Origin of the sequence: Lepagella muris, assembly GCF_004793975.1 — a bacterium.
Taxonomy (GTDB): Bacteria; Bacteroidota; Bacteroidia; order Bacteroidales; family Muribaculaceae; genus Lepagella; species Lepagella muris.
This window is the reverse complement of the sequence record NZ_SRYB01000004.1, coordinates 68016-94377: the sequence shown is the minus strand read 5'-3', so window position 1 is coordinate 94377 and position 26362 is coordinate 68016. Positions and strand designations below refer to the sequence as shown.

At 47.1% G+C, this 26362-nt stretch carries 31 protein-coding genes; 17 read left to right on the top strand and 14 right to left on the bottom strand.

Annotated elements, in window-relative coordinates:
- The first annotated feature begins 84 nt into the window (after nt 1–84).
- Together E5331_RS20265 and E5331_RS04175 are read left to right on the top strand one after the other, a co-directional pair.
- Nucleotides 85–231, top strand: a complete 147-nt coding sequence (locus E5331_RS20265; protein ID WP_168355131.1) for a hypothetical protein — start codon at nt 85–87, stop codon at nt 229–231.
- A gap of 6 nt (nt 232–237) precedes the next feature.
- Complete coding sequence (locus tag E5331_RS04175; protein ID WP_135984008.1) at nt 238–2574, top strand: ADP-ribosyltransferase; 2337 nt, start codon at nt 238–240, stop codon at nt 2572–2574.
- A 5-nt stretch (nt 2575–2579) separates the two neighbouring features.
- On the opposite strand, the gene E5331_RS04170 is transcribed toward E5331_RS04175, so the two are convergent.
- The 14 genes from E5331_RS04170 to E5331_RS04105 all read right to left on the bottom strand — a co-directional run bounded on the left by E5331_RS04170 (nt 2580) and on the right by E5331_RS04105 (nt 8177).
- A complete protein-coding gene (locus E5331_RS04170; RefSeq protein WP_135984006.1) occupies nt 2580–2900 on the bottom strand; it encodes a hypothetical protein in 321 nt (106 codons plus the stop codon).
- The gene (locus E5331_RS04165) at nt 2887–3204 is read right to left on the bottom strand and encodes a hypothetical protein (protein WP_135984004.1); all 318 of its coding nucleotides are present in this window, start codon (nt 3202–3204) and stop codon (nt 2887–2889) included. The genes E5331_RS04170 and E5331_RS04165 overlap by 14 nt, the downstream gene beginning before the upstream one ends.
- Nucleotides 3205–3206: 2 nt before the next feature.
- Entirely contained in the window at nt 3207–3953 is a 747-nt protein-coding gene (locus E5331_RS04160; RefSeq protein WP_135984002.1) for an ADP-ribosylglycohydrolase family protein, read from the bottom strand.
- 147 nt (nt 3954–4100) lie between these two features.
- Nucleotides 4101–4349, bottom strand: a complete 249-nt coding sequence (locus E5331_RS04155) for a hypothetical protein (RefSeq protein WP_135984000.1) — start codon at nt 4347–4349, stop codon at nt 4101–4103.
- 44 nt (nt 4350–4393) lie between these two features.
- On the bottom strand, nt 4394–4597 hold the full coding sequence (locus E5331_RS04150; protein WP_135983998.1) for a hypothetical protein: 204 nt from the start codon (nt 4595–4597) through the stop codon (nt 4394–4396).
- A complete protein-coding gene (locus tag E5331_RS04145; RefSeq protein WP_135983996.1) occupies nt 4597–4806 on the bottom strand; it encodes a hypothetical protein in 210 nt (69 codons plus the stop codon). The genes E5331_RS04150 and E5331_RS04145 overlap by 1 nt, the downstream gene beginning before the upstream one ends.
- Nucleotides 4803–5051 carry a hypothetical protein gene (locus E5331_RS04140; RefSeq protein ID WP_135983994.1) on the bottom strand — a complete coding sequence of 83 codons (249 nt, stop codon included), beginning with the start codon at nt 5049–5051 and terminating at the stop codon, nt 4803–4805. The genes E5331_RS04145 and E5331_RS04140 overlap by 4 nt, the downstream gene beginning before the upstream one ends.
- Nucleotides 5052–5494: 443 nt before the next feature.
- Nucleotides 5495–5698, bottom strand: a complete 204-nt coding sequence (locus tag E5331_RS04135) for a hypothetical protein (protein WP_135983992.1) — start codon at nt 5696–5698, stop codon at nt 5495–5497.
- The gene (locus tag E5331_RS04130; RefSeq protein WP_135983990.1) at nt 5685–5930 is read right to left on the bottom strand and encodes a hypothetical protein; all 246 of its coding nucleotides are present in this window, start codon (nt 5928–5930) and stop codon (nt 5685–5687) included. Before E5331_RS04130 ends, E5331_RS04135 begins: the two co-directional genes overlap by 14 nt.
- A gap of 260 nt (nt 5931–6190) precedes the next feature.
- Nucleotides 6191–6880 (bottom strand): polyamine aminopropyltransferase, encoded by a 690-nt coding sequence (locus tag E5331_RS04125; protein ID WP_135983988.1) that lies wholly within the window; start codon nt 6878–6880, stop codon nt 6191–6193.
- 23 nt (nt 6881–6903) lie between these two features.
- Complete coding sequence (locus E5331_RS04120) at nt 6904–7107, bottom strand: hypothetical protein (protein ID WP_135983986.1); 204 nt, start codon at nt 7105–7107, stop codon at nt 6904–6906.
- Between the two features lie 12 nt (nt 7108–7119).
- Nucleotides 7120–7473 carry a hypothetical protein gene (locus tag E5331_RS04115; protein WP_169477628.1) on the bottom strand — a complete coding sequence of 118 codons (354 nt, stop codon included), beginning with the start codon at nt 7471–7473 and terminating at the stop codon, nt 7120–7122.
- 54 nt (nt 7474–7527) lie between these two features.
- Nucleotides 7528–7857 carry a hypothetical protein gene (locus E5331_RS04110; RefSeq protein WP_135983984.1) on the bottom strand — a complete coding sequence of 110 codons (330 nt, stop codon included), beginning with the start codon at nt 7855–7857 and terminating at the stop codon, nt 7528–7530.
- An 11-nt stretch (nt 7858–7868) separates the two neighbouring features.
- The gene (locus E5331_RS04105) at nt 7869–8177 is read right to left on the bottom strand and encodes a hypothetical protein (protein ID WP_135983982.1); all 309 of its coding nucleotides are present in this window, start codon (nt 8175–8177) and stop codon (nt 7869–7871) included.
- A 261-nt stretch (nt 8178–8438) separates the two neighbouring features.
- Here E5331_RS04105 and E5331_RS04100 point away from each other — a divergent pair, with 261 nt between their 5' ends.
- The 15 genes from E5331_RS04100 to E5331_RS04030 all read left to right on the top strand — a co-directional run bounded on the left by E5331_RS04100 (nt 8439) and on the right by E5331_RS04030 (nt 26356).
- Nucleotides 8439–9080, top strand: a complete 642-nt coding sequence (locus E5331_RS04100) for a hypothetical protein (RefSeq protein WP_135983980.1) — start codon at nt 8439–8441, stop codon at nt 9078–9080.
- A gap of 12 nt (nt 9081–9092) precedes the next feature.
- Entirely contained in the window at nt 9093–9734 is a 642-nt protein-coding gene (locus tag E5331_RS04095; protein WP_135983978.1) for a hypothetical protein, read from the top strand.
- Between the two features lie 27 nt (nt 9735–9761).
- Nucleotides 9762–11009 (top strand): hypothetical protein, encoded by a 1248-nt coding sequence (locus E5331_RS04090; RefSeq protein WP_135983977.1) that lies wholly within the window; start codon nt 9762–9764, stop codon nt 11007–11009.
- 14 nt (nt 11010–11023) lie between these two features.
- Entirely contained in the window at nt 11024–11419 is a 396-nt protein-coding gene (locus tag E5331_RS04085) for a hypothetical protein (protein WP_135983975.1), read from the top strand.
- 3 nt (nt 11420–11422) lie between these two features.
- The gene (locus E5331_RS04080) at nt 11423–11752 is read left to right on the top strand and encodes a DUF6706 family protein (RefSeq protein ID WP_135983973.1); all 330 of its coding nucleotides are present in this window, start codon (nt 11423–11425) and stop codon (nt 11750–11752) included.
- A 2-nt stretch (nt 11753–11754) separates the two neighbouring features.
- Nucleotides 11755–12084 (top strand): hypothetical protein, encoded by a 330-nt coding sequence (locus E5331_RS04075; protein WP_135983970.1) that lies wholly within the window; start codon nt 11755–11757, stop codon nt 12082–12084.
- A complete protein-coding gene (locus E5331_RS04070; protein WP_135983968.1) occupies nt 12075–12545 on the top strand; it encodes a hypothetical protein in 471 nt (156 codons plus the stop codon). Before E5331_RS04075 ends, E5331_RS04070 begins: the two co-directional genes overlap by 10 nt.
- Entirely contained in the window at nt 12542–12967 is a 426-nt protein-coding gene (locus E5331_RS04065; RefSeq protein ID WP_135983966.1) for a hypothetical protein, read from the top strand. Before E5331_RS04070 ends, E5331_RS04065 begins: the two co-directional genes overlap by 4 nt.
- A 12-nt stretch (nt 12968–12979) precedes the next feature.
- Nucleotides 12980–13495: a hypothetical protein gene (locus E5331_RS04060; protein WP_135983963.1), complete on the top strand. Its 516-nt coding sequence runs from the start codon at nt 12980–12982 to the stop codon at nt 13493–13495.
- A gap of 73 nt (nt 13496–13568) precedes the next feature.
- On the top strand, nt 13569–14219 hold the full coding sequence (locus E5331_RS04055) for a hypothetical protein (RefSeq protein WP_135983961.1): 651 nt from the start codon (nt 13569–13571) through the stop codon (nt 14217–14219).
- 5 nt (nt 14220–14224) lie between these two features.
- A complete protein-coding gene (locus E5331_RS04050; RefSeq protein ID WP_135983959.1) occupies nt 14225–14458 on the top strand; it encodes a hypothetical protein in 234 nt (77 codons plus the stop codon).
- Nucleotides 14458–19887: a tape measure protein gene (locus E5331_RS04045; protein ID WP_136013216.1), complete on the top strand. Its 5430-nt coding sequence runs from the start codon at nt 14458–14460 to the stop codon at nt 19885–19887. Before E5331_RS04050 ends, E5331_RS04045 begins: the two co-directional genes overlap by 1 nt.
- Before the next feature lies 1 nt (nt 19888).
- Complete coding sequence (locus tag E5331_RS04040; protein ID WP_135983957.1) at nt 19889–20413, top strand: hypothetical protein; 525 nt, start codon at nt 19889–19891, stop codon at nt 20411–20413.
- Nucleotide 20414: 1 nt separating this feature from the next.
- Nucleotides 20415–21599 (top strand): LamG domain-containing protein, encoded by a 1185-nt coding sequence (locus E5331_RS04035; protein WP_135983955.1) that lies wholly within the window; start codon nt 20415–20417, stop codon nt 21597–21599.
- Complete coding sequence (locus tag E5331_RS04030) at nt 21581–26356, top strand: N-acetylmuramoyl-L-alanine amidase (protein ID WP_135983953.1); 4776 nt, start codon at nt 21581–21583, stop codon at nt 26354–26356. The genes E5331_RS04035 and E5331_RS04030 overlap by 19 nt, the downstream gene beginning before the upstream one ends.
- The last annotated feature ends 6 nt before the right edge of the window (nt 26357–26362 follow it).

Here is a 26362-nt window from a genome sequence, read left to right as displayed (position 1 = left end):
TGGCTCAATGATATTTTGCCGCTGTCAATTCCATAAGTGGTGCAAATTCCTCAATCACGATTATTGCGATAATTTTATAAAACGATGAAAGCAAAAGTAAAAAGAACAGGAGAAATAATAGAGGTTGAAAAAATCTCAAAAGGTATTTATGGGCGTGTGGGCGTAGCTGAAATATACAAAAGCTCAATGCTTGATTTTCGCGTGAAACAGACCCAAACAAAGCAAGGATAACGACTAATGGCAAAGCGACAATACATAGACTACAAAAAGGCTCAATCCGAGTTATTCAAGCGCACCGAGGGCTATGCCGCCAATGTGGGGGCAGCCTATCGGGCCGCGCTCACGCAAATAATTAACTTGGTAAAGGGTACGGAGCTTGAGGCGGGTAAGCCGTTTTCATTCTCCGAGTATGGCTATTCCGATGAGGTTACGCCTATACTCCGTTCTATGTATTCTCGCGTGTACCAGATAATCCGCGCCGGCGTAGAAAAGGAATGGCTAACCGCCAATGAGCATAACGATGGATTGGTTAAGGCTGTATTTGGTGAACACTCAATAGAGGATAACCACTTTGCCAAATTCTTTCAACGCAACATGGAGGCAATGAACGCCTTTTTTGCGCGTAGGACTGGCGATGGTGGGCTTAATCTCTCTCAAAAGGTATGGAAATACACCGGCATTTACAAAGATGAGTTAGAGGACGCTTTGGATTTGGCTATTGGTGAGGGTACACCCGCCAATAGGCTTGCAACCCAAATTCAAAAGTATCTCAATGACCCCGACCGCTTTTATAGGCGTTTCCGGGTTAAGATTGGTGAGAATGAGGACGGCACCCCCAAATATGGGCGTATCTGGAAAAGGCGAGTGTTTGACGCTGAAACCAATTCTTACAAGTGGATTGATGATGACCCTCGCAAGTATCACCCCGGACGTGGCGTTTATCGTAGCTCTTACCGTAACGCTCAACGTCTGGCGCGTACTGAAACCAACATTGCATATCGCACGGCCGATTATGAGCGTTGGCAGCAAATGGACTTTGTTATTGGCATTGAAATCAAGCTATCCAACAATCACCCGTGCGTGGATATATGCGATGACCTCAAAGGCATATACCCCAAAAATTTCAAGTGGACGGGCTGGCACCCTAATTGCCGTTGCTATCAAGAGCCGGTATTGGCAAGCCCCGCCGAACTTGATAAGATGTTGGATAATATTCTTGACGGGAAAGCTCCCTCAAGTGGTGTGGTATGCGATGATGAGGTAACAGAGTTGCCGCCGACATTCAAAGCGTGGGCTAAGACCAATGAGGAACGTATGGATAAGGCGGCCACCGCTGGTACATTGCCCTATTTTGTCAAGGATAACAAGAAAGCCATTGATAACCTACTCCACGGATTAACCCCAGAACAGAAAGAGGCGCGAGCTATGGGTGATTTGCTTGATGACCCAATGGGATTGTTGGAGAAACACGGCATTGCCGAACTCAAAGCCCTATATGGCGCGGTTAAATCTAAGCTGGGGCAAATGCTCACGGGTACGCTGGAACACCAGATAGACACCCTCAAATTTGAAATTGAATGGGTAACTAATCACAAGAAATATTCAACGTGGGAGGGTGCGGCCAACGCTTACAAGAAAGCTCTATCTAATGTTGAGTTGCAACAGCGTAGGCAGCGCATAGCCGCCGACATTCAAAGCGTGGAAGCGTTTGCAGTTGCCAATAAGGTTGACACCGTTTCCGAACTATACAAACAACTCAAAGCGGCCTATGATGCCGGCGATATTGATTCCGCATTGCTCATTCTGGGCGATGCGCAAAAGGCTATCGAGGAATATAAGACCGAGTTGTTGAGGCAAGGGCTAAAAAGCACTACCGACTTAGAAAAGTATTGCGACAAGCACCGCACCTTTGAAAGCAAAGTCAAGAGTGATAAATCCTTTGTGCCATTCCAAGATAGAATGATTGCCGATAGTGGCGCAGCATGGCAAGCAGCCACGGATGACGCAAGGCGGGCGGTCAGCGCATACACCAATGGAACGTATGATGATATTAACCGCTCATATTGGAAATATCACAAAACACATTCCGATGGTACGCTTATGGATAGTATTCTTGACGGTTGCACCCTATCAAAAGATACCGTGCTTAGGCGTGGTTGTGGTATGGATGAAATGGGTAGTATCTTTGGTGAGGAATTTTTGAAAATGGTTAAAGCCGGAGATATTGACGGGTTAAATGCCATTGCCGGTTGCCGTGGTATCAACGAGGGCTTTATCTCCACGTCCTTTGATATGAGCGGTGGATTTTGGAAAAGCGTAGATTTACGTATCTATGCCCCCAAAGGCACACAAGCACTATATGCCAAACCAGTTTCGGGCTATGGTGATAGGCACGGCGCAGGCTGGGATGGTAGGACAGCAAGCCAAATCTTTGACAAAGGGCGCGAGAATGAGGTTATAGTTCACCGAGGTTATGAGTATCGCTTTATCAAGGCTGAGGCAGGGGGCAAAAAAAGCAGCTCAATAACTATCTATGTTGAGTTACTGAGCCGCGATAAAAGGTTAGTGAGGTGATAGGATTATAGGGCGAAATACATTGCTTGAAAGTCTATATCCTCACGTTTCATCTTTTGGAGCTTATCAAAGATAGCGAGTTTATACACCTCCTCCGCTTTTTCCTCATTGTCGGCAAGTTGTTTGGGGCGTTGATGTTTCCACATATCATACCACCATTCAAAGCCTTTCACAACGGAATATTCAGCGTCCCAAATCTGGAATTTAAGGTATTCGTTAGCCCACTCCGATTGAGGTACGTTGTCAGGGTTATAGGGGTTAGTGTCCTCTCCTTTGTAGAGCTTGCACAACCCTTGTACTATTTCTATAACATCACTTTGTGCCATATCGTAATTGTCTTAGTTGTTGTTCTCTTTTAATATCTTGTGCAAAGATTGAGATTGCGCAAATCAAATCATCATAGGTAAATTTGCCGCTTTCTACAAATGACACCGCTTGAGATGGCTCTATTCGCAACACATTTGAAAATATTCTTAATAGTGGAATACCCGCACAAGCGAAAGCACGAATTGTATCATGTGTAACTCCACTCCGTTTAGCTTCGTTAACGAGGTGTAGCAGGTAGTCTGAATCCGCTGTTGCTCCGATTATTCGTATTGTTTCAATGAGCAAAATTTTAATAATCTCCATATCTAAACATTGTAAAATGAGTGAATAACAGCTTGCATATTGCGTGGGAGCAGCCACATTGCCCTTTCTCCAAGTTGCCACGGAACACCCCACCGAGCCTCCGCGATTGAGCCAACAATGGCAGCGAGTGTGTCACTATCATCGCCATAAGCCACGGCCTTTCTTATTGCGTCCTCAAATGAGTTGGCGTTATAAATGATATTGAACACAACCGGCATAACCCCGGCACACGTTTCATCAAACTTTCCGCGTGGGGCTGGCTTCGGATTGGGGTAATACTCATTAGCAATCTCCACAAATCCACTCAAATCTCCACCTTTGCGAAAATGCCATATCGAATGAGCCACGGCCAAAGCTCCTCTAATACCCTCAATGTGATTGTGCGTTGGTAATGCAGTCTTTTCAGCCTCTTCAAGCACTCTATCCAGACTACCAAAAGCCCATGCCACGGGGCTTACTCTCATGGCAGAGCCATTGCCATAACTGTTGTATGGTTGTGGGTCGCTTGAGGCTATCCATTGAGCGAAACGGCCGCCATAACCGCCCATTGGGTGAGGGTATTTCCGGCACCACGTCAATAACGCTTGTTCATACGAAATGTTGCGTAATATAGCGTCCGCAATAGCCACGGTACAAATTGTATCATCGGTAAAGTTGCAATCCTTGTGGAATAGCTTAAAGTCGGTTTTGTCGGTGTTGTTAAACTCAAAGCGTGAGCCAACTATATCACCTATTATTGCGCCTAACATCTTTGTCGTATTGGGATTTTAAGTGTTCGTATGCTCTTTGTTCGGGGGAATGTTGATTGTGTATAATTTTTGCGTATATTGAGCAAGCAACACAAGTGGCAATAACTCCACCCATTAAACATTGCTGGTTTCGCAAATATTTACAATTCATCGTTTTTCTCCTTTCTTTCCGCGATTGGTTTTCTTTGATAGCAGCCTGCCCTCGCGTATTATGGCAAGCCGCCCCACATACTTTTGCTCTTTGCCGAACACATTCCAGAGTGCGCCGGCCGCTATGCCTACAATCTCAACTGGGAGGGTGTCGTAGATAGCGGCCACACTACCGAAATAGTAGTTGCGCTTTCCGTTGTATGGCTTTTTCAGCTCAACGTGGATAACTTTACGTTGGTGTTCCATTGTTGGTAAGTGCGTTTATTGAACGCAAAATTAGTGAAATATATTTAATATAACAAATCTTTAAGCCGTTTTATTTCCGCTCTTAAGCGTTTATTCTCCTTTTTGAGTCTTTCTATTTCCTCTTGAGGCGTTGGCGGGGCGTTGCAAGTGCAATAATCCATATCGCCACTAACCGCCACGCCCATACATCCGGGGATAAGCACACGCCCAACACCCTTGACGGTTATGTAGTGACACTTGTCGCTCATTATTGCCCTTTTATGCGGTTGGTTAGTTCGTGGGACAGTATCAAGTATTCATCACCATACGCAACAGCCTCACAAAGCCTATCTCCTAACTTTTCGCCATCACACCAATCACATTCGCATTTCTCGCAACGATTATCCGGGTTGTCGGTCTTTTGTGGCACATACACATCGCCCTCAATGATAAGGCCGTTTGTTTTGTCGTTTTTCATCGCTTTTGTTCTTTGGGAAACTCATTAAAGCGGCGGCAAATTTCCTCACATAGGGCGTTGGAGCTTTCCACATCGCCCGTATGAATGTGAGCGATTGCCAAGTTGAAACCATCCTTAATGCACAGGTCGGCATCCCATTCATCTGGGCCGCAAATGCGCCTCCCGCGGGCTGGTACGCATATAAGCTCCATATCTTTTGTATCTACTGTGCCTTTGGCATAATTCCATTTGATTGCTATTTCCATAATTATTTACTGGGTTTATTTGGTTTGAAATTCATACAAGCGCGGTCGGTTACTTTGATACGCTTATAGCCGGCCGTGTTGCGCTCCGTTGGTTGCAGCCCGCAGTGTTGCGTTACTCTTATTGAGTGGTAAAAACTGAAAGATAGACGGTGTGCGCAGTGCCGGCAAGTATTATCGGGGAGCTTTGGCATAGCTGGCGGCTCTCCGGGTGGAACATCAAAAAGTGTCGGTTGGTTACTCATTGTGTCTTGGATTTATAGCACGTTTAACATCCTCGCGTTTGGCGTATTCTCTTTGGCGTTGTCGGCACTCATCAACACTTTCAAGAAATTCATCACTCATCGGAATATCGTACTCTAAACACTCATCAAAGATTATCAAATCCTCGTGGCAGTTGGTGCAAATGCCATTATACATTTTGCATCCACAATCTGGGCAATAGCTCATGGTTGTTGTCGGTTGATTGTTGTTAAAGCCCACACACCGCCTAAGCAGAACGCGATTTGTGCGGTCTCATACTCTTGTGTAGTCATATCGCTACGGCCAATGCCAATTATCTCTTTGGCAATTTTCCTTAGTTTGGCTACGGTGTCCGGGTGAGTTTTCGCAAACCCATCCACCATAGCAATTATTTCATTCTCTTTCATAAGCTCGCCTCACTGTGTCGTTAAGCAATTCGCGCATTTCCTGTTTGGTGTATTCCAGAGTGTCCCCGTCAAGAGGCACCGCGCATGAGTATACTACCTTGCGCACACTACGTCTTAGAATGAGTGTTTTGCGCATATAGAATATTTCACCGAGAACCATCGGCTCTACGTTTCCCGTTTGGAGATTGTGAACGTAGATAACGCCCACGGCTGAAATGAGTTGCTTTTTCATCTTTCGTTGTAATGTTTACACGGACGCTTGCGGGCCGTTATCCGCTTTTGTATTTTGTGGCAATACATAGTATAGCCTATATTATCGTAATAATAGCATTGGGAACAATGGGGTAAACGCTCTTGATAATGCCTACACGTTTCTATTAAATGTTTATCACAAGCATAGAATTTGGGGGCTGTCCGTTGGAAGCATAAGCCATCGCAATAATGCACACATCGGATAGGCTGGCGTTTTATAGATTTCTTGTTTATCATTGCTTAATTCTCATAATGTAGCTTTCGAGATTGGTTGCGTAGCCAAGAGTCAGACCAGCCAACATATCGGCCATACTTGCGATGCAACCGTTTCATTTCTGGGTATTCATCACCGCTTATGTCATCCCAAATATCAAACCAAGCGCAATCATATCGCTCTTGTGGCACATAATCGAAAACGCTTGCATTGATAATGTTAACGCGAGGGTCATCGGTATATGCCGAGGCTACCAATTTTATCACATCAGGCGAAAGCTCAATGATTGTAACCTTTGTAATGGTCGGCTTTTCAAGTAGGCATTTTAACACCATACCTAACCCCAAGCCCCCTATAAGCACTTTACCTTGTGCCTTTTGGATAAAACGCCAATGGTCGTTAATTTCAGCCGGCGTGTTGCTCATTATGATTTTGCCATTACGAAATAAGCCCCAATACTCACCAGCATTTATAACTCTGTTGCTACCATTGAGTATTTCACGGAAATTATGCAGTCTTGCCCCTTGTTGCGTGACGGTGAATTTTTTTAATTCCCACGCCCCGGAAATATTGGGGCACAAGTCTAATTCTACTTTTCTCATATCGTTAGGGTTTCTTTCCCGTCTTTGCGCAATAGTCAGCGCATTTTGATTTGTTGTTGTTGAATGGTCGGCAGCGATAGCTACAAAAGTATGATGAGCCGTAACGTGCGCCATAGGTGCATTGGGCGCATAGGGATTTACTGGTTGCCATTGTTAGCCTCCTTCCTCGCTTTGTGAACGCCTTGCACATATCCACGTTCAACGCGGCGTATGTCATTGTATTTGGCTTGTTCGCTTGTTTCGATAACTCTTGTAGGGCTATCAATAAAGCGAATATCGCGGCCTTGCTCTTTGGCTGATTGTGTCAGCACCTCACGGATTGCATCTTTGAGTATTCCCATTATCGTAGGTGTTTAGTCGGTGATTGAGTAAAAGTAAGCATATTCCTCACCCTCAAGATGAGTGTTGGCGTAGTTGTCGGCCTCTTCCCACAATTCATTGTAGAGATTGGCTAACACGTTGGGTGCGCCTTTTGCCGGATTGTAGTGGTAGGCTATTTTGTGGTTGAGTACCATTACAAGCTCCGTGAGATACTTGTAGTTGCCTTTCCATTCAGCAAAGGCACGTCTGAATGTGTCTTTGACAGCGGTGGGGCCGAATTTGTCAGCAATGGAAAAATCCATCCAGAATATTGTGATAGGCTTGTAGCCTAAATCCTCGGCCATAGTCCAACGAGGGATTGAGAAAGAGAATGATGTTGTTTTCATACTTGTATCGGTGTTGCGTTGTTTTGTGGCGGGGATTGCTCCCTGCCTTGTTGATTATCCTACGAATGTGATTGAATATTTGCCATCCTCAAACGATATACGATAAACGCGAGGGTTTTCTTTTTCGGCCTCTTGTTGTGCGCTCCATTTAGCAGCTTCAACCATTGTGTTGAGTATGTGAGTGCCATTATTGCGAACACACCAGTAGAAAGAGGGGATATACCATTTAGCCTCTTTGCGTGTTTGTTCGTGATTTTCCGCAATGAGCTGAACATCATAGAGCGCGTCCGAAAGTGCGTAGGTTGATTCGGCTGTTTCCTTTGCTATTTCGCGCATTTTTGCGATGAGCTTAGAGAGGGTGAGGTTGGTTGCTATTGTTGCCATTTCTTGTAGTCTTAGAGGATTATTTCTGTAAGTGTGATTTTGGTAGAGTGGATTGTTTGACCACCTTTGACTTTCACTATATGCTCTTGCGTGATTTCCAATACACGCTGTCCTTTGTCGTTAGTGTACTTGTGGTGATATTGGAATGTGGGTCTAAAACAATCCTCATATTCCTCGCCATCTCGGACGCCCTTGCGCTCCCAAGATTTGAGGTGTTTTTTTGCCTCGTCCAGATTGGTATAGATTACGTTGTCTATAAGTTCGGGCCAGTTGCCGCCATTTTCGTTTGTGATTACCACGTTATAAATTGTTGTAGCCATTTTCTTGTAGTTTTTGTTGGTGTTGCTATTGGGTGTGTTTCTTGAACACGTTGCAAAGTTAATGTGTTTTATTGAATATACCAAATAATTTAGGTAAAAAAATTTAGGATAAAATTTACCAAGTAAATCTAATGCACTGATAAATAAGGAATTTACCAAGTAAAATTTTTGTGTGTTTTGTGAACACATATCGCAAAAATTGGCTATCTTTGCACTTATTAAGTAACTCTGCCCTAACGGGCAACAACACTAATTACAGGTATGAACAAGGCACTTTTAGCGAAAGTCAAGGAGAAAACCAAAGACACGCGCCTCTCGGAGAAGTACCTTACCGCGATAACCGAAAAGCTCGGTGGCAGCGTTGAGGATGATTCTACCGATGAGGAACTGATTGAAACGACTGCAACCCTTATCGCTGATGTAGCAACCGAAAGTCAGGGTGAGGCTACACGCTGGGCGCAGAAAGCAAAGGGCAACGCCAAGACCAAAACCGTCAAAGATGATGACACGGACGATGACGATGACAACGACACGGACGATGACACCAACACCAAGAAAGGAAAAGGCGGCAAGGGTAAGGGCAAAGGCTCGGATAACTCCGATGATGAGATAGCCACGCTACGCAAAAGGCTGGATGAAATGGAAGCAGAGCGCACCCGTGGGGCGCGTACCGCTGAAATCAACGCCGCCTTTGAAAAGCACAAAATCCCCGTGTTTCTCCGTGAACGCCTCGGCAAGACCATTGCCGATGATGAGGATATTGAAACGGCCGTGGCAACTCTCAAACAGGACTGTATCACCAATGGGCTTATCTCCGGGGCCGATACGGGTGCAAAAGCAGCAAGCGACAAGCAGGTTGATGAGGCCGCTGATGCTTTGCTGGAATCAATAACCGCCAAATAAATTTCAACAACGATGAAACGCAAGACCGCCTCGTTTACAGGTACGCGCCCGATTTTCACGGGTAGCCCCTCAATCGTAATGGGTGGCTTCAACCTCGACAAAGAGAAACAGAACTTTGCCGTGGGTGATGTTATCCCGGCCGGCACCCCCGCAATCCGCGATGAGGTAGCCCGCAAGGTGCAGGTGATTAAGACTGCAAAGGTATCGGACGTTGACGCGGAGGATGCAAAAATACTCACTCTCTATGTAGATGAGTTTTATGCGCCTTTCTACGCTGTCGGCGATAAGGTACTTAAAGCGGACGCTATCACCGGCACATTCGCAGCAGCCCCCACTATCACAAAGGTAGAGGAAAAGGGCAGCACTTATCGTATCACGCTTGACAAAGCCATTGCCGGCCTCGCTGTTGGTGACGTGCTTGTTGAGGTTGTAGAGGACGCAGCCAAGAACGCCGCAGAGCGTGGCAAGGCAAATTCTCTCACAATCAAGGACACCACCGTTAGCGAGTTTGAAACCGCTATGGATGTCACCGCTGATACTATGCAATACGCTCTCTATGAGAGGCGCGTTGCTCCTATCCCCGCAAGTCAGAAAGATGAAACCGGTTGCTATCTCAAAGCCAACCCCCACGTCAAACTGACAAAATCACTCTAAGTTTTCAACATCTAATTTTAATAAATCATGCCTAAGTCAATTTTCTCTACATTCAAGGGCTTGCACAAGAACGGCACACCGCTGGACTTGCTTGCCACATGGAGAAAGACCTTTGACAAAGCCTCGGAGCGTGAGGTTGCACTTTTCCAAAAGATGTACACCGATGGCTGGTTTACCTACAATGAACCTCAGATGTCGCTGACAGCTGAGGCTATCGTGGGTAGATACAATATCCGCTTTATGGCTACACTTGTGGGCGATGAATCCCCCACACCGTTACGCCGTACCGATGGCTTTGACCTCTGGACAAAGGAAATTCCCCGTGTCGGCCACACATTCGTAATGCAGGCCCGCGACTATCGTAAACTCATGGAGGTTTACGAAAACCCTCGCCTCAAGGAATCCGACAAAGTAAAACGTATCGAAAAGACCCTCACTCACGATATACAGGACGCTTACCTCGGTTGTAAGGATGTAATGGATTTTATCGTGCTGATGGCTCTTTCCAACTGGGGTATCGCTCAATTCAAGCCCGAACTCAACAACCCCGGCGGTCGCGCCTATGAGGTGGACTACGCAATGCCCGAACTCAACAAGATAGTGAGCGCGGTTAACTGGACCACTGCAAACACAAAGGCCGGCAAACTCATTCCTATTCTGTTTCTTTCCGCGCTCTGTTCCTATCTCCGTTCACGTGGCGTAGAGCCGGGTGAAATCCTCATGTCGCAGCAGCTCTACACATGGTTGCGTATGGATGAAACCACACGCCTCCTCGCCCACGGGTCCGACAAGAAAGCGCAGGTTGTCACACAATCCGAACTTTCCGCGTTGCTCACCGAAAACCAGATACCCCCTATCACTGTGGTACAGCGTAAGATGGGTATCAACCCCGATGGCAAGAGCAAGGCTATCAATCCGTGGAATGATAACTTTATCGCTATCAAACCCGCTGGCGTAATCGGCGAAATCCAGCCCGCTATTGAGGACTCCGAACTCATAGAGGAGGATAACGTGGATTACATCAACGCCGGCAATGGTATTCGCATTTCCAAGTGGCGCACCGGTGCCTCCACCGGGCAGGTGGCCGGTGAATACACCGAGGGCGCAGCCCGTCTTATCCCCCTTATCACCGAGATTGGGCAGATTATTTGCTGCCAAGTCCGCGGCATAGAGGAAAAGCCCGTAGAGCTGGATGAGAACGGAATCGCTCCTATGTATCTCACTAAGCAGGAATACGAAACCCTCGCCGCCACAACTGAACTGGAAACCGTCTAACCCAATGCTTTGCTATGGATTTAAGAGTAATCAAAAAATTCAATGGCAAGGCAGAGGGTAAGACCCTTTGCCCCGGTGATGTTATCCAGAGCAACGATGTTGACCGTATCAACGCACTTGTAGGGCGTGGATTTTGTGTTATCGTTGCGCTGGATAGCACCCCACCGGCTGCCATTACGACAAACCCCACTCCAACAGATGAGGAGGCGAGTGTAACCGTGGACTTTCGCGGGTATCGTTACCCCTTAGAAACAGTCAAGGCCGCATTAGGCGTGATTGGTGTTAAGGTAGCACACAACGCCAAAGAAAAGGCCGTGAGCAACGCCTTATCCACACTCACCGATGAACAGGCGCAGACACTCGCCGAGGCTCTCAACGACTGGGGCAAACCCGAAACGGATAACGAGTAAGCTATGGATATTACAATTCTTGAGGCACTGATGGCCGAAATCGAACCTTACACAGCCGCGCAAGTGGTATGTAAGAAAGCTCTTATGGACGCAGGTTGTGAAAGCATTGATACGACCTACTCAACGGACTGCAAAAAGACCGTGGCGAAAGCCGCTATCAACATTCTCAAAAAGATGTTGGTGTTGAGTAGCGACAGTCAAGGCAAATCCTCACAATCATTCAACATTGAGGGCTTGAAAAAGCGTATCAAGGCTTTGTGCGCTGAAAACGGCTTAGATGCTGATGAGATATTGGAAATATCCTCAATTACGGATGGCTCAATGTATTGGTAGTTATGAAATTCAACGGCTCTTTCAATTATCGCCCGGCGGGCAATGCGACAGTTGACCCCACAACCGGCTTTCTTGATGATGGTGCGGATAGTGCCTTTGTCAAGGGTTGCGAGTGCCAGATTGATGTTACCATTCCTGCCAAAACCATTATAGGCACGGACGGACAAACCTACACCTACACTTACGATGTGTTTATTCCTAAATACTTTCGTGGAGAATTGGCAAAGGGTGATACCGTGCAACTTGTGGGGGCTGACGGACGCGAGATAGAAACAATCACGGTTAAGGGTGTTGACACTCTCAACCGCAAGTACATTGAGATATGGGGATAACGCCAACATTCGGTGATGGGCTTATTGCCGCCCAAGTACAGGCATTTGAGAAAAGGCTGGAGCAAGAAGCCATATTCTTAATGCAATATCTGGGTGAGGAATTGGTGAAATACGCCAAAGCCATGCACAACTACACCGATAGGACGGGCAACCTCACGAACTCAATAGGCTATGCGGTGGCGAAAGGCAAGGATATAGTGTTTTATGGCGGGCCGCAACAATCCGGGGCCGGCAATGACGCAGCTTTGCAAGTCGCAATGAAAATGATTGAATCATTACCCAACCGATTATCTCTTGTTATCGTGGCCGGCATGAACTACGCCGCCTATGTGGAGGCAAAGGGCTATAACGTGATACTACCCGCGGAACTGAAAGCAAAGACCGATTTTCCGCAAGCCATGCAAAAGCTAATGGATAAGGCGAAAGCCAAAGCAAATGAAATGTTTGGAACGACAATATGATAACGACCGAGGAAATAGCAGTTAGGGTTTACCAAATGCTCCAAGAGAGCGAGGTAAAGACCATGATTAGCGGTGTGATTGATTACGAAAGGAACGATTACACCAAAGAGGACGTAATCATTGTGCCTCACACAATCGCTGGTGAGGATGATGTGCGTTTCGGGCAAATCAATGTGAATATCCATGTGCCGGACTTGCCTAAAAGGGTTAATGGTAAAACCGTTTTCCGTACTCATTTCAAAAGGCTCATAGAGATAAGGAGCAAGGCGATAGAGGTACTGCAAAACCACTATGAACACGGTGCCGGGTATAACTGGACCGTGGGGCTTATCAATCCACCTATCAAGGAACCGGAACACGATGAGCATTTTGTTTCCTTTGCTCTGGAGCTTACAGTAGTAGAAAAAAGAACTAAACAATAAATTTCAACAACCATGCCTATTTTATGCACAATGGGGTTAAAGAAAGTCTATGTAACCCCTGCCGGAACTACCCCCGGCCAAATGCCCGCAAACGGCCCCGCATGGCTTGATTTGGGCGATGTTTACAAAGACACCTGCCAGCTTCTCGATGATGACGTTGAGGTAACAACTCACGAATCGGAAACGTCAAGCAAGAAAATCAACCTCTGCGGCGAGTTTGTAACCGCTGTGAGTGCTACGCTCATGGACCCGGATATGGAGTTGCTGCAACGCTACTTTGGTGGTACAATCACCGGGACCAAAGGCAAGCGCAAGTGGCTACGTCCCCGCAAACCTGCCTACAAGGAATGGGCTATCTGGCTCATGCCGGAAGAGGGCTTGTTTATCGGCTGCCCCAATGTTTCGATTATCCCCAAGTTTGAAATCACCTACTCAGCAAAGGGTATCGCACTGGTGCCGCTCAAAATCCAATTCCAAGACCAGCTTTGCGCTGACGAGGGTATGACCGACCCCACCAAGACCGCCTAACTACGGGCTGAAACCACAACCAGCCAAGCCCCCTATCCCTATTCGGTTAGGGGGCTTGCTTAATCTTAACGATATGGCCGAACAAGAAACAGAACAGGAACTAACGCGGGAACAACGCTTAGAGATTGAGGATAAGGCGATAAACGCCCTATTGTCAATGGGTGCTAAATTCTCCGTGCCTTTGAAAATTAACCCGGTTAAGCCCTCCAAGTGGTTTAATCTCAAAAAGCGCATATTCCGCAAGCGAAACAAAGTGTGGCGTGATAAGCGCATACCCAAAGACTGGGACGTAAAGATTACCGAGGTGCCGGACGTGGATTTAGGCAGAACAAAAGAGGTTTATATGCGCCACTTTTATATCAAGCCGCTCTATCTGGGTACGATTGATTGTTTGCGCAAACTCTACATTGCCATAGAATACGATGAGGAGGCTATTCAAAATCAACCGCTCCAAGAGAGCAAACGCCTTTTCAAGTATATAGACCAGATGGCCGTGATAGCCGCCGTTGCAGTCCTCAATAATCCATGCGTCACCGACCCCAACGACAAATCCGTTAAGGAGCTTGCGGAATTTTTCATTGAACACCTCACCGTGGCACGATTGCAAAAGCTGGCCGAGGTTATTAACCAGATGATGAACACCGCGGGTTTTACATCCTCTATTCGATTGATACGGGAAATGGGAACGACCCGACCGAAACCCCAAGAGCAGCGGATAGAGTAATAGGGTTGAATAGCCCGTGGGGTAATCGTGGCGAACTCTTACGCTCGTTTGGGTGGAGTTATGATTACTTGCTATGGGGTATATCGTGGCTCAACGTGTCGCTTATGATTGCTGACGCACCGAGAACAAAGGAATTGCCGAAAGATGAGGACGGAAACGAAATTGACTACGAAAACGACCCACCGGCAAATCTCTCAACGAAAGATGAAATTAAAAACTATCTCAAAGGTTTAATCTAATGGAAAATATAGGCGGTGGCTTAGGTTTTAGGGCTACGCTCGACATAGATGATTTCAATGTTTCCGCACAGGCTATGGAGCGGCGCATAAAAGATTTCTCCAACACGGCCATTGATGAGGTTGGCAGTGTTGAGGATTCTTTTAGGCTGATGGCAGAACGTGCCGGACAATACATTTCCTACTACCTTGTGGGGCAGGGAATGAAAAGTTTGCTATCGTCTATCGTAATGACCCGCGGGCAATTCCAACAGTTGGAAATTGCCTTTGAAACCATGTTAGGCAGTGGCTCTAAAGCGCAGGAGCTGATGGGGCAGATGATAGACACCGCCGCCAAAACTCCATTTGACCTTATGGGTGTTGCCGAGGGCGCAAAGCAGCTCATGGCATACGGTGTTAGTGCCGACAAAGTAAATGACACCCTTGTAAGGCTGGGAAACATAGCCTCCGGCCTTTCAATCCCGCTCAATGATATTGTGTACCTCTATGGTACTACAATGGTACAGGGGCGTTTGTATGCGCAGGACGTAAGGCAATTTACGGGCCGTGGTATTCCTTTGGTTAAGGAACTCGCGGAAAAGTATGGGGTGACAGCCGACAAGATAAACGAAATGGTATCTGCCGGCAAAATCGGATTTCCGGAGGTTGAGGAGGTCTTAAACAAGATGACCAATGCCGGCGGTCAATTCTACAACCTTATGGAGAAACAATCTGCCTCTCTCACGGGACAGATTGCCAACTTAGAGGACGCATGGGACACCGTGCTTAACGATTTTGGTAAGGCTGGCGAGGATATTTTTTCCGCTGGTATTTCCGGGGCTACCTACTTTGTGGAACACATGGACGATGTGTTACGCATACTCAAATCCATTACCATTGCCTACGGCTCTTATAAGGCCGCTATGATACTTACCAGCGTGGCGATGAAAGGACACACCGGCGTTGCAGTCCTTGACAACACCGCCCGTAGTGCCAAGTTGGTATTGATGAAAGCCGAGGCCGCTCTCAATGGCACTGCCACCGCTCAGATTAAGGCTATGACCGCCGCTGAAAATGAGCATTACGCAGCTCTTGAGGCTATGCTCACAGCCGAGGAAAAGGCCGCCATTGTCAAACAAATGCGAATAGCGGCCATTCAAAGCCTACTCACCGCCCAACAACAAGAGTATCTATCCAATATCGGGCTTACCGCCTCAAGCAACGGCTATGAAGCCGCCGCCCTAAGCGTTATGACCGTGGAGCAGCGTTTGGCTCTCTCTAAGGTTGATTTGACAACAAAGAGTGCTGCCTATCGTGCTGCCATAGCCCAAGAAACAGCAGCCAAACAAGCGGGGCAATTAGCATCCCTTGAGGCTATGCGCACAAGCGTTAAGGAAGCCGCCGTAGCGGTTGAGAGTGCCAAATCAAAAGCCATAGCCGCCACACAAGCGGTTGAGGCCGCACGATATGAGGTTTATTGGGCGCAACAATCCGGCAATGCCACAGCCATCGCCGCCGCTCAAAAACGAATGGAGGCGGCCGTTGACGCACAATTATTGGCACGAAAAGCAGCATTGGCCGCATCCTCTGACTTTTACGCCAAGAAAAAGAAATTGGAAGCCACGGCCACGGCTCAGGCCCGCACCGCATCTATTGCCGACACTGGAGCAAAGACTGCACAAACAGCAGCCACCAACATTCTTTCAGCAGCCACGGGCAAGTTATCCACAATGTTCAAAGCGTTGTGGGCTACCTTACGCGCTAATCCTTTCGGTTGGTTACTTACTATCATTGGGGCAGTATGGAGCTTGATTACCATGTTCTCCAACGATACCGAAAAGACCACGGACGTTATGGAAGAGTTTAGCGAGGGTACTAAGAAAGTTACCGACAAGCTGGACCTATATTTTGCCATATTATCAAAGGCAGAAAAGAATGGTAAGACCTATCGGGATATGATAGCCAAAATCAATGAGATATGCCAAGAGTACAACGCTACACTCCTTGATGAGAACGCCACACTAAAAGAGCAGGAGGCACGATACCTTGAAGTGAAAGCAGCCGTGCAAGCCACGACCGCCGAAAAGATTAAGGCTAAACGTATTGAGGAAGAATTAAATAAGCTAAACGAAAAAGGAGATACGAACTATGATAGCTTTGAAACTCGCCTAAACAATCTCCAATATAGGACTGGCAAAACTAAAACGGTTAATGATAAAGAACATGGAGAGTCCTATGAGGTAGAAATTCAAGAGGCCGCAGAAAATATCCAAAACGCGGCCCCGGAGGTAAGGGAGGCTATTCGTAGCCTTGTTGAGAGTGGGGCGCAGGAACTCGCCAAACTTTCGGGTAGCGAATACACCCAAAAGTACAATGAGATTATCGCTCAGATTGTAGCCGGAACAAAAGCCGGTACGGGTGCAACCGAGCGTGAAATGCAATCGTTTGAGGCTCAACTTAGGCTTTATCTGGATAACCAGATACGCGATGTGCAAGTATATGACAAAGCTATTGCTCTTGTAGATGAGCGACTGAATAATTTCCTTGCTCCCAAAGACACAAGCGCAACTGAGGGTATCACCGACTATGCGCAAATGTCGTTTGAGGATTTGGACAATTTGGTTACTCAAACTCAAAAGGATATTGACGCAATCAATAATAGCACAGTAGGGCCGGGGGCTGATACAACCGGCTTAGATACTCTTTTGTCTAAATTGGCTGAAATCAAAGGGGCTATCCAAACCAAAACGGACAATCTCAACACCGAGCAGGGCATTTCCGACCGTATCAAGCAGCTCAAACAAGAAAGAGCCGAAACGGAAATCAACTCTACCCGATATAAAGAACTCAATAAGGAAATCTCCAAACTTGAGGGCAAAATGCCAAAGCACACCACCGGTGGAGGTGGAGGTGGAGGTGCTAACAACGCGGCCCGCAACGCTGAAACCTTACGCCAAAAGCAAGTTGACGCAGAAAGGCGTGTTGAAGAGGCGCGTATTGCAGTCATGGAGGAGGGTTATGACAAGCGCAAAGCCCTTTTGGACTTACAACACAAACAAAACCTTGCACAAATTGAGCGTGAGGAAAAAGAACTTATAGAGGCACGAAAGAAAGCAGGCAAAGGTGGATTGAGCGACACCGAGAAACAGGGCTTTGAGCAGCGGCGCACCTATGAGAACCAAAGCTATACCCAATCCCAAAACAAACTCTTTGAGGGCGAACTTGACTACAAGCGCAAGCAGTATGAATTATATTGGCGTTGGGTTGAGAATATGGGTAAGGATGTTGCCGATAAACAATTTGCCTCCTTGCTACAATCTGGTGGCTCTTATAAAGAGTATATCGAAAAGCAGATAGCCGAATTACAGGGCAAGAAACAAGCTGGCGTACTCACCGAGGGCGAGGGCAATTTCCTTATATCCTTGAATGTGCAATATGATGAACTTACTGGCGCAAGAACCGCTCTTGAGGCGTTTAAGCAAGCTGTAAGTGAAACCATAGGGCGTAGCCAGACCCTTGCCGAAAAATTGGAGGCCGTTGCTGACGCAAAGCGTAAATTGGAGAATGGCGAAAGTGGCATTGTCAACGATGATGACAGAGCAGCCATGAGCCTTGAACTATCCAAGCAGGAGGCCGACCTACAAAAGCAGGTACATGAAACCGTGCTTAATGATTATCGCTCCTTTGAGGAACAGCGTAAAACAATCACTGAGGAATATGCGTTGCTCCGTGCTGAGGCTGAACGTCTGGGCGATGAGGAGCGTATCAAACTAATCAACAAAGCCGAAACGGAGGCTCTTTCCGCTCTTAACACTGGATTTCTCCAGCAAACCGATAGTTGGAAAAAGTTGTTTAGCGACCTTGACACCCTTTCCGTGGGGCAAATTCAAAAGCTGGTGAGCGATATTGACAAACAATTAGCCGCCGGCACGTTGAAATTATCCCCCGTGGACTATAAGGCCGTTATTGACAGCCTTAACCAAGCCAAGCAGCGCATACAGGAGCTTAACCCCTTTGCGGCCTTAGATACATTCTTTAACGACTACCTCAAAGCTAAACAGAAATTGGCGAAAGCGAAAGCCGCATTAGCCAAAGGTGAGGGGTCAAAAGAGGATGTTGAAAGCGCGGAACGAGAGGTTAAATCCGCTGCCAACGGTATCACTCAATCCGTGGAGAAAGTAACGGATATAACCACTGATTGCGCCTCGTCCTTGCAAAGTATGTTTGACGCACTGGGCATGGATGGTGTATCTGATGGCATAGGGACTGCAATAGAACTTATGGGCGAGTTGGGTAATGCCGCCGCGTCCGTGGGTCAGTTTATGGCAGGCGATGTCGTAGGTGGTATAACCGGCATGATTTCCTCTATAACATCGGTAATTGGCATATTCGCAAAAATGCACGATGCGAAATATGAGAAAAAGATACAAAATCTCCAAAAGCAGATTGACGCTCTGGAACGCTCATACTCACGCCTTGAACGTGCCTTTAATAATACCTATTGGGTGTTCAACGATGAGGAGCGTGCCGGATTTGAGCGTAATATCCAACTCATAGAGGACCAGATAGCCGCCCTTGAACAGCAACGAGAAACAGCCCGCCGCGCATGGGATTTTGCACAATACACCCAACTTACAGCCCAAATTAAGGACTTGAACCAGCAGCTATCAAAAGCCAAAGAGGGTGATGATATGCTGGGCTTGTATGAGCAGCAAAAGGCAAGCCTCCGTGAGCAGCAGGAGCTGATGAAACAGCAAATCCAAGCTGAAAGAGATAAGAAAAAGACCGACAACGACAAAATCCAACAATGGAATGATGCGATAGAGCAGATAGAGGAACAGATTGAGGACTTAGACCGGCAAATGATGGAAACCTTTGCCGGAACGACCACAAAGGAAGCTCTGGACCAATACGCGGATGCCATTGTTGACGCATATTGTGCCGGCGAGGACGCGGCAAAGGCTTTGGGTGATACCACACGCGAGGTACTGAAAAAGGCCGTTGTTGATGCTCTCAAACGAAATTTTCTTGCAAAAGCAATGGATGATGCTATTCAGTATCTGGGCGAGGCAATGTCTGACGGAGAATTGACAGCCCGTGAAAAAAGTAAGTTTGAGGCTCTTGTAAATGCCGCCGGCGCAACATTCACCAACGCTCTTGAGGCGGTGGGTGACTGGATAAAAGATATTGATGATGAAGCCACAAGCTCCGACCCCTTGACGGGTGCCGTTACCTCAATGAGTGAGGAAACCGGGGGCGTGATTGCGGGCCGCCTTAATGCTTTCATCATTAACCAGACCGACCAGACAAGCGTAATGCGCCAACAGCTCTTGCAACAATCGGCTATTGCTCAAAACACTGCAAACGCCAATGTAATTCTCACCGAGGTGCGAGATACCCTCAAGCGCATAGAAACGAAAGATAATTCTTTACTCTCACAAGGCATATCGTAACATGGAACTGATTCAGCAACTCAAAATAGATGGCATAGCCAAAGGGTTGTGCCGCCCGTGGCAAGGAAAACTCCACATAGGGTTATCCACCGAGGAACTTGTAAAACTCTACATTCAGGGAATAGATTTTTGCATTTCCGAGGATTACCCCACGTTAGACTTTCTCCGTGAGCATTTCCGGGGCAAGTGTGAGCCTTTCGGAGTGTATGTTGATGATGAGATACCCCCGACCAAGAATAAGCCCGATATGGTGCTTAACGGGGCTTGTAAAGCTCTGGTGGAGTATGACGGTTATTCAGTATCGCGCCTATATGTGCGCCACGATAGCGAGGTAGCCGTGAATGTTTCCGACCATGCCAATGTGAGCATTGACCTGTTCGACCACGCCAAACTACATATAGCCGTTGTCGGCAATGACGCGAAAGTGCTAATCAATGTGTATGGCAAGGAAACCGAGGTGGACTATATAGGGTTATCCTCAATGGGAAAAGTAACAACAATATTTAACGATAAAACCACATACTGATATGGTAGATAAAAACTTACTCCTGTATCTGCCTTTTGATGACCCGGATGGCTCAAAGGCATACGACTATTCCGCCGGCCGCCATGACGCTACGCTGTCGGACGGTGCCGAATTAACCAAAATTGCCAAGACCGGCAAGGCTCTTGCTCTCAATGGGGGCGAGTGTATCACCGCGCAGGCTATCCCGTTCAGCTCTGATTTTACGGTGTGCGCCTATGTGAAAATCGCAACCACCCGTTTAGGCTGGCTCTTGAATTTACCCGGTGTAGAAAACTACTGTGAGCAATGGTTGGACGTAGCCCCGGAAATGTGGTACTTTATCGCTTTCGTGCGCAGCGGCTCCACGTTCAAAGTTTTCTTAAACAGTGAATGTGTCTATGTTGGCACTTTCAGCGGAACACCCACCGGCCTTTCTCTATCAACCGATGAACTACTCACAACGACTGCAAGCGTGGATGAGCTTCAAGTGTTCAACGTAGCCAAGACCGAGAAACAAATCCTTAAAATGCAAGCTGACACCGATGTTGAATATTACATTGACGGTGTGAATTTCAAGGACTATGGGGTGTATGTGTCGGCCTCCGATGGACTTGTCGGACGTCTGGCGCGGAAAGAAGCTCTCACCGTGGACTATGACAACTACCACGGTGTTGTGCGCGACCGCAAGCGCAAGCGTTTTAAGGAGCGTGAGATAACCCTACAATGTTTCATCGAAGCCTCCAGCCGTAGCGCGTTTGTGGAGTGGCAGAGCCGATTTTTTGCTCTCTTTGACGGTGACGGTACACACCGCCTTACCGTTGAGTATGATGGCAAAGCAAAGCCTCTTGTATATGAGGTTGACTTACTGGACGAGGCCGCCGTAGATAAAAAGTGGGGTACTTACAACAATGAGCTTATGGTGGGTAAATTCACCCTCAAGCTCACCGAGGACGAACCCGTGAAAAAGGTGTTACGCCACATATCGGGTAGCAACAACTCCAAAGCGACAATCAAAGTATCAACCTACAAGTTACTCAACATCTATTGGGGTGATGGTACTCACACTTACAACGTGGGAGGCAACGATACCACCGTTGAACACACCTACGCCCTCCCCGGTCAGTACGACATAGTTGTTACCGGGGTGATTGAGGATATTGAGAAATTTGAAACCAATGCTATTCTTATATGGGAATTGCTCAAATAATCAAGCGTAACGGCAAGGTTATCGAACTCAACACAAAGGAGCCGTTTTGCGTAGTCAAGAGTGCTACGCAAAACAGCTCTCTTATGGGCGATGACTACATTACGCTCCAAATCGTATCTACCGAATGGCTCTCTTTTGAAAAGGGGGATAAAATCATTGTGGACGGATTCGATTATACCATTAGGACTACAACGAAACGTGAGGTACAGGCTGAGGATTACTATATCTTTGAGCCGGTATTTTACGGGCCGATGTACGACCTTATGAAAACGACCTATCGCAACACCGACCGCAACGGGAAATCCGACCGCAGCACGTTTGATTTGACCTACACAATCAAGGAGTTTGTGCAGGTTTTAATCTACAATCTCAATCGTGATTATCCGGGCTTGTGGACGTTTGATGAGAATAATTGCCCCGAAACCGAGGCAAAGACAATTCAATTTTCGGGGGTGAATTGTTTGCAAGCCCTACAATCCCTTTGCTCAAAAGATAATTTCAATCTGGAATTTCTCATATCGCAAGCGGATGGCATTAGGACTATCCATATTGGTAAATTCGGGCAGCGTGTCAATCCCCCCGGAGGTGCTGATTACTTTGAGTGGGGCAAGGGCAATGGGCTTTATAAGCTCACCGAGCAAAAGATTGATGATAAAGCCATAATCACCCGTCTTTGGGTGGAGGGTGGCACGTCTAACATACGCACCGACTATCGCAATTATTCAGAGCGGTTGCAACTGCCATACCCACGCCGTTACAATCGCAAGAAACATATCCTTTTTGACGGAACTGTTGTTGAGCCTAACACCGAACTCATAGGCATATCCGATGACAATAAACGCTACTTAGAGGACGAGGCACTACGCGATAAGATAGGCAGCGAGGAAGATGTTAAGACCTACGATGAGATTTACCCCACACGCACGGGCCACGTTACTGCACTGGTGAGCGATGATACAAACGCTTTCATTGATGACACTATGGATTTTGACCTTTGCGAGAAAGACGCAAACGGTACAAAATATCTGGTGGATAGTGTGAGTGCAAAAATCACGTTCACGTCTGGCAGGCTGGCAGGACAGCAATTTGAACTTGAGGCTAAGGGTGGGTACGACCACGCCACAAAGAAATTCAAGCTCATCCCCTTTACTGACAAACGCGGCCTTACAACCCCTACCGTTTCAGTAGAGCAAGGGGGCGCATATCCTATTGAGGTGGGCGCAACCTACAAGATTACGGATATATTCTTGCCCGAAAGTTACGAACAGAACGCAGAAGAAGAATTGTGGTATGCCGGATATAATGATTTCAAGCCGGCCACACAAGCCAAAGCGCAATATGCCCTCACACTCGACCGCTTATATTTTCTTGAGGCGTTGAGCCGTGATAGTGAGGTGTGTTTGTTCAAGGTGGGGGATTATGTGCCTGTGAAAGACACCCGATATGGCATAGAGAAACAAATCCGCATACAAAAGATTACGCGCAATCTTTTGTTGGAGCAGGACTACCAGCTTACCCTCTCCGACACAACTGCAATATCTATCCAGACGCAAACCGTGCTATCCGTGATAGAGCATGACCAGATTATAACTAACAACCGCCTACGGGACCTTAACAAAGCGCGTAGGGGCTGGCGCACTACTGAGGATTTGCGCAATATGGTGTATGATACTGACGGCTTTTTTGACGTGGATAACATACGCCCCAACTCCATTGACACTAATATGTTAACCGTAGGCTCAAAGAGCCAACAGTTTGTGTTAACCGGGGTAATACTCCAAGCTAATGTAGGCGGCAATCCTAATGCGTTTATCGCCACAGAGGGCATATTGTCGCACCTTACCATTGACACCTCAAAGATAAGGGCATGGCAAATGAGCGGACAATCATTTACGGTGCCAAGTACCGCCGGATATTATCTTTTCGCCAAGTGTTCAAAGTCTGGGGAAAAAGGCACATGGCTACTTACCCAAACTCAATATAAGTTTGAGCCGACCGATGACCCCAACAATTATTACTTTCTTGTTGGGGTGTTATCCACACTTTATCCAGATGATAATTTCCGCGATTTCCAAACCACTTATGGCTTTACCCGTATCAATGGCAATACCATAACCACGGGCCGCATTGTCACAAGTGATGGTGAGTGCTATCTGGATTTGGATGGAAACAAATTCCGAATTGGTGATGCGTCAAGCTCAATAGACTGGAATGTTAGCCGCAACAATGCTATAACTCTCAAAAATGTAAGTGTTGTTAGCGAGAGTGGCGATGTTTCACCGTTGGGTGTATATCGTGGCACATGGAACGCAAGCTATGTCTATTATCCGGGTGATGAGGTAAGTTATACTGAGAATGGAGCAACTTGCACCTATCGTTATATTCACCCAACACCCACCAAAGGACACAAGCCAACTGATTCTACTTATTGGGCTGTCGTGGCAAAGGGTGCAAATGGCGTTAATGCAGATAGCAACAAGCTCGTTTACTGCTATTCCTTTGACAAGCCCGCCAAGCCAACCGGTACCGCCCTAATACCTACGGGATGGAGTGACACCCCCGACCGCGAGAATGTGAAAGTTACACATAGCAGCGTGTGGACTTTGAAAGATGGCTATTTCATATCGCCAACAATAGACCACAGCCAAATAACAACCAACCGCATTACTATCGTTACAACCAAGCCCAACCAAATGCTTGCGTTGGAGATATGGGCGCAGAGTGAAACCAACTTTGACTTTGTGCTTGTTGGCAAGCTCGACACCGAGGGGCTTTCGCGTGTTTCAAACTATCTGGATAGAGTGAGCGGCCCGGACGCAAAGAAAGTGGTTTATATACCAATACCCACCGCCGGAACACACTTTGTAGATGTAGCGTATGCTAAAGACCAAAGCAATTCTCTGAATGGGGATTGTGGCCGCTATCGTGTCGTTACAGTACCTAATTGCTGGCTATCTGTCGGCATAGTGAGCGGAGAAACTGCAAAGGTTGTTTCATGGAGCGACCCCGTGCCATTCTCTATTGACACGGCAGATGTGGAACGGATTTATTGCTTGATGTCGGAAGAAAGGACTCCGGCAATTCCACATAGCGATGAATACATTGATGACTATGTGCCGCCACTATCCACCGAAAATCATGTTGTAGGCAAAGAATACAAACAAGGTGAGATGGTGATTGGAGCGGATGGCAATTATTATGAATGTACGACTACGACCACCACAACCACACCTGTATATAAAAGTGGCAATTTCTGGGTAAGGAGCTTACAATGGGATTTGCGCCAAGGCTGGACCGACAACCCACAAGATGTATCAAGTGCCTATCGCTATCAATATGAGAGTGTGCGCAAGAAAAAGGATGGCAAATGGGGTACTTTCTCTACGCCCGTCCTTTGGATGGTGCTGCCTAAAAATGGCGACAAAGGAGATAAGGGCGATGATGGCATAAATGGTGATTATACTGAATACCGCTATGCTGTCAATGGCTCTAAGTCAAGTGCGCCCGGTTTAGTTGATACAGACCGTTCACCCGCGGGCTGGACCACTGCAATGCCGGCCGTTGGCACGTTGAAATATCTATGGCTCACCACGGCTGTAATCAATGGACAGAGCAACGCTTTGAAAGCAAAATGGACTACCCCAATTCGCGTTACGCCCTATGATGGTGTTGACGGTAAACCGGGTAAAGATGGCAAAAACGGAGATAGCCCTGTATTGGTATTTCGTGGCAATTATGATAGCTCAAAAACCTACTATGGCAATGCGCAGCGAATAGATGCGGTTAAATACAACAACCACTACTACATAGCGCGTATTGACGCTGGCTCATTCTCCAATATACTACCGACCAGCACCGCCAAATGGAATGATTTCGGAGCGGAGTTTGAAACAATCGCAACCAATTTGCTTTTGGCTGAGGGGGCTAATATCGGAGATTGGTTTATCAAGAGCGGACAGATTGTTTCTACTCTTGATGAAACATTAAAAAATCGTATCATGCTACAAGTGGGTGTGTATTATGGCAATACGCTATCATATCAGCCTAAGATTGTGCTTGAAAGCGAAAACTCCGGCGGTAGCCAAACCATGACTGAGGATAGGACGCTTGGCTCAATAATCACGCTTGACGCAACACAAGGCACTGTGGAAACCCGTAACAAGGATTATTCCGCGGTTAGTTATATGTCCCCGGCTGGCATATTCGCCAACAGAGCAGGGCAAGAGGCGATGTCGGCAACCTCCGGGTGTACCTATCGCGCCTCCGTTGTTGGATTAGGTTTTGCCAATGTCAACAAACAAGATTGGCAGGTCAACATCAATCAAACAATGATTGCCGGAATTTTCGGCCGCGCCTACAACAATGGCACCGCACCCGCTTATGGTGGATTTTTCCAACGTCTTTACGCCGGGGGGCTTGTGCTGGGCCGCAAAGCTATTGTTGACACCACCTCCAACACAAACTATCTCGCTACTGGCGATACTATGGTTATCGGGTATTGCTCCGATGAGGAAATTGTATATCTCCCCACCGACCCCTACGAGGGGCTAGTGGTATTCGTAAAACAATGGTGGAGCGGTTATATGCGTTTCAAGCCGCGTACCGGCCACCATATTTATGATGACCACACGGAGAATGATTATTACGATTTCGCCGAAGGTCAAGGCGGCATGTTCGTGTTTTCTATCGGATATATCGGTAGTGGAAGCAGCGCAAAAAAAACGGAGGCGTGGATTGTTTCACGTTGGAAATTCTAAATAGCT

What these genes read in the sequence shown, in the direction of transcription:
- E5331_RS20265 (WP_168355131.1), top strand. Translation starts at nt 85, where the DNA reads ATGAAAGCAAAAGTAAAAAGAACAGGAGAAATAATAGAGGTTGAAAAA.
- E5331_RS04175 (WP_135984008.1), top strand. Translation starts at nt 238, where the DNA reads ATGGCAAAGCGACAATACATAGACTACAAAAAGGCTCAATCCGAGTTA.
- E5331_RS04170 (WP_135984006.1), bottom strand. Translation starts at nt 2,900, where the DNA reads ATGGCACAAAGTGATGTTATAGAAATAGTACAAGGGTTGTGCAAGCTC.
- E5331_RS04165 (WP_135984004.1), bottom strand. Translation starts at nt 3,204, where the DNA reads ATGGAGATTATTAAAATTTTGCTCATTGAAACAATACGAATAATCGGA.
- E5331_RS04160 (WP_135984002.1), bottom strand. Translation starts at nt 3,953, where the DNA reads ATGTTAGGCGCAATAATAGGTGATATAGTTGGCTCACGCTTTGAGTTT.
- E5331_RS04155 (WP_135984000.1), bottom strand. Translation starts at nt 4,349, where the DNA reads ATGGAACACCAACGTAAAGTTATCCACGTTGAGCTGAAAAAGCCATAC.
- E5331_RS04150 (WP_135983998.1), bottom strand. Translation starts at nt 4,597, where the DNA reads ATGAGCGACAAGTGTCACTACATAACCGTCAAGGGTGTTGGGCGTGTG.
- E5331_RS04145 (WP_135983996.1), bottom strand. Translation starts at nt 4,806, where the DNA reads ATGAAAAACGACAAAACAAACGGCCTTATCATTGAGGGCGATGTGTAT.
- E5331_RS04140 (WP_135983994.1), bottom strand. Translation starts at nt 5,051, where the DNA reads ATGGAAATAGCAATCAAATGGAATTATGCCAAAGGCACAGTAGATACA.
- E5331_RS04135 (WP_135983992.1), bottom strand. Translation starts at nt 5,698, where the DNA reads ATGAAAGAGAATGAAATAATTGCTATGGTGGATGGGTTTGCGAAAACT.
- E5331_RS04130 (WP_135983990.1), bottom strand. Translation starts at nt 5,930, where the DNA reads ATGAAAAAGCAACTCATTTCAGCCGTGGGCGTTATCTACGTTCACAAT.
- E5331_RS04125 (WP_135983988.1), bottom strand. Translation starts at nt 6,880, where the DNA reads ATGGCGCACGTTACGGCTCATCATACTTTTGTAGCTATCGCTGCCGAC.
- E5331_RS04120 (WP_135983986.1), bottom strand. Translation starts at nt 7,107, where the DNA reads ATGGGAATACTCAAAGATGCAATCCGTGAGGTGCTGACACAATCAGCC.
- E5331_RS04115 (WP_169477628.1), bottom strand. Translation starts at nt 7,473, where the DNA reads ATGAAAACAACATCATTCTCTTTCTCAATCCCTCGTTGGACTATGGCC.
- E5331_RS04110 (WP_135983984.1), bottom strand. Translation starts at nt 7,857, where the DNA reads ATGGCAACAATAGCAACCAACCTCACCCTCTCTAAGCTCATCGCAAAA.
- E5331_RS04105 (WP_135983982.1), bottom strand. Translation starts at nt 8,177, where the DNA reads ATGGCTACAACAATTTATAACGTGGTAATCACAAACGAAAATGGCGGC.
- E5331_RS04100 (WP_135983980.1), top strand. Translation starts at nt 8,439, where the DNA reads ATGAACAAGGCACTTTTAGCGAAAGTCAAGGAGAAAACCAAAGACACG.
- E5331_RS04095 (WP_135983978.1), top strand. Translation starts at nt 9,093, where the DNA reads ATGAAACGCAAGACCGCCTCGTTTACAGGTACGCGCCCGATTTTCACG.
- E5331_RS04090 (WP_135983977.1), top strand. Translation starts at nt 9,762, where the DNA reads ATGCCTAAGTCAATTTTCTCTACATTCAAGGGCTTGCACAAGAACGGC.
- E5331_RS04085 (WP_135983975.1), top strand. Translation starts at nt 11,024, where the DNA reads ATGGATTTAAGAGTAATCAAAAAATTCAATGGCAAGGCAGAGGGTAAG.
- E5331_RS04080 (WP_135983973.1), top strand. Translation starts at nt 11,423, where the DNA reads ATGGATATTACAATTCTTGAGGCACTGATGGCCGAAATCGAACCTTAC.
- E5331_RS04075 (WP_135983970.1), top strand. Translation starts at nt 11,755, where the DNA reads ATGAAATTCAACGGCTCTTTCAATTATCGCCCGGCGGGCAATGCGACA.
- E5331_RS04070 (WP_135983968.1), top strand. Translation starts at nt 12,075, where the DNA reads ATGGGGATAACGCCAACATTCGGTGATGGGCTTATTGCCGCCCAAGTA.
- E5331_RS04065 (WP_135983966.1), top strand. Translation starts at nt 12,542, where the DNA reads ATGATAACGACCGAGGAAATAGCAGTTAGGGTTTACCAAATGCTCCAA.
- E5331_RS04060 (WP_135983963.1), top strand. Translation starts at nt 12,980, where the DNA reads ATGCCTATTTTATGCACAATGGGGTTAAAGAAAGTCTATGTAACCCCT.
- E5331_RS04055 (WP_135983961.1), top strand. Translation starts at nt 13,569, where the DNA reads ATGGCCGAACAAGAAACAGAACAGGAACTAACGCGGGAACAACGCTTA.
- E5331_RS04045 (WP_136013216.1), top strand. Translation starts at nt 14,458, where the DNA reads ATGGAAAATATAGGCGGTGGCTTAGGTTTTAGGGCTACGCTCGACATA.
- E5331_RS04040 (WP_135983957.1), top strand. Translation starts at nt 19,889, where the DNA reads ATGGAACTGATTCAGCAACTCAAAATAGATGGCATAGCCAAAGGGTTG.
- E5331_RS04035 (WP_135983955.1), top strand. Translation starts at nt 20,415, where the DNA reads ATGGTAGATAAAAACTTACTCCTGTATCTGCCTTTTGATGACCCGGAT.
- E5331_RS04030 (WP_135983953.1), top strand. Translation starts at nt 21,581, where the DNA reads ATGGGAATTGCTCAAATAATCAAGCGTAACGGCAAGGTTATCGAACTC.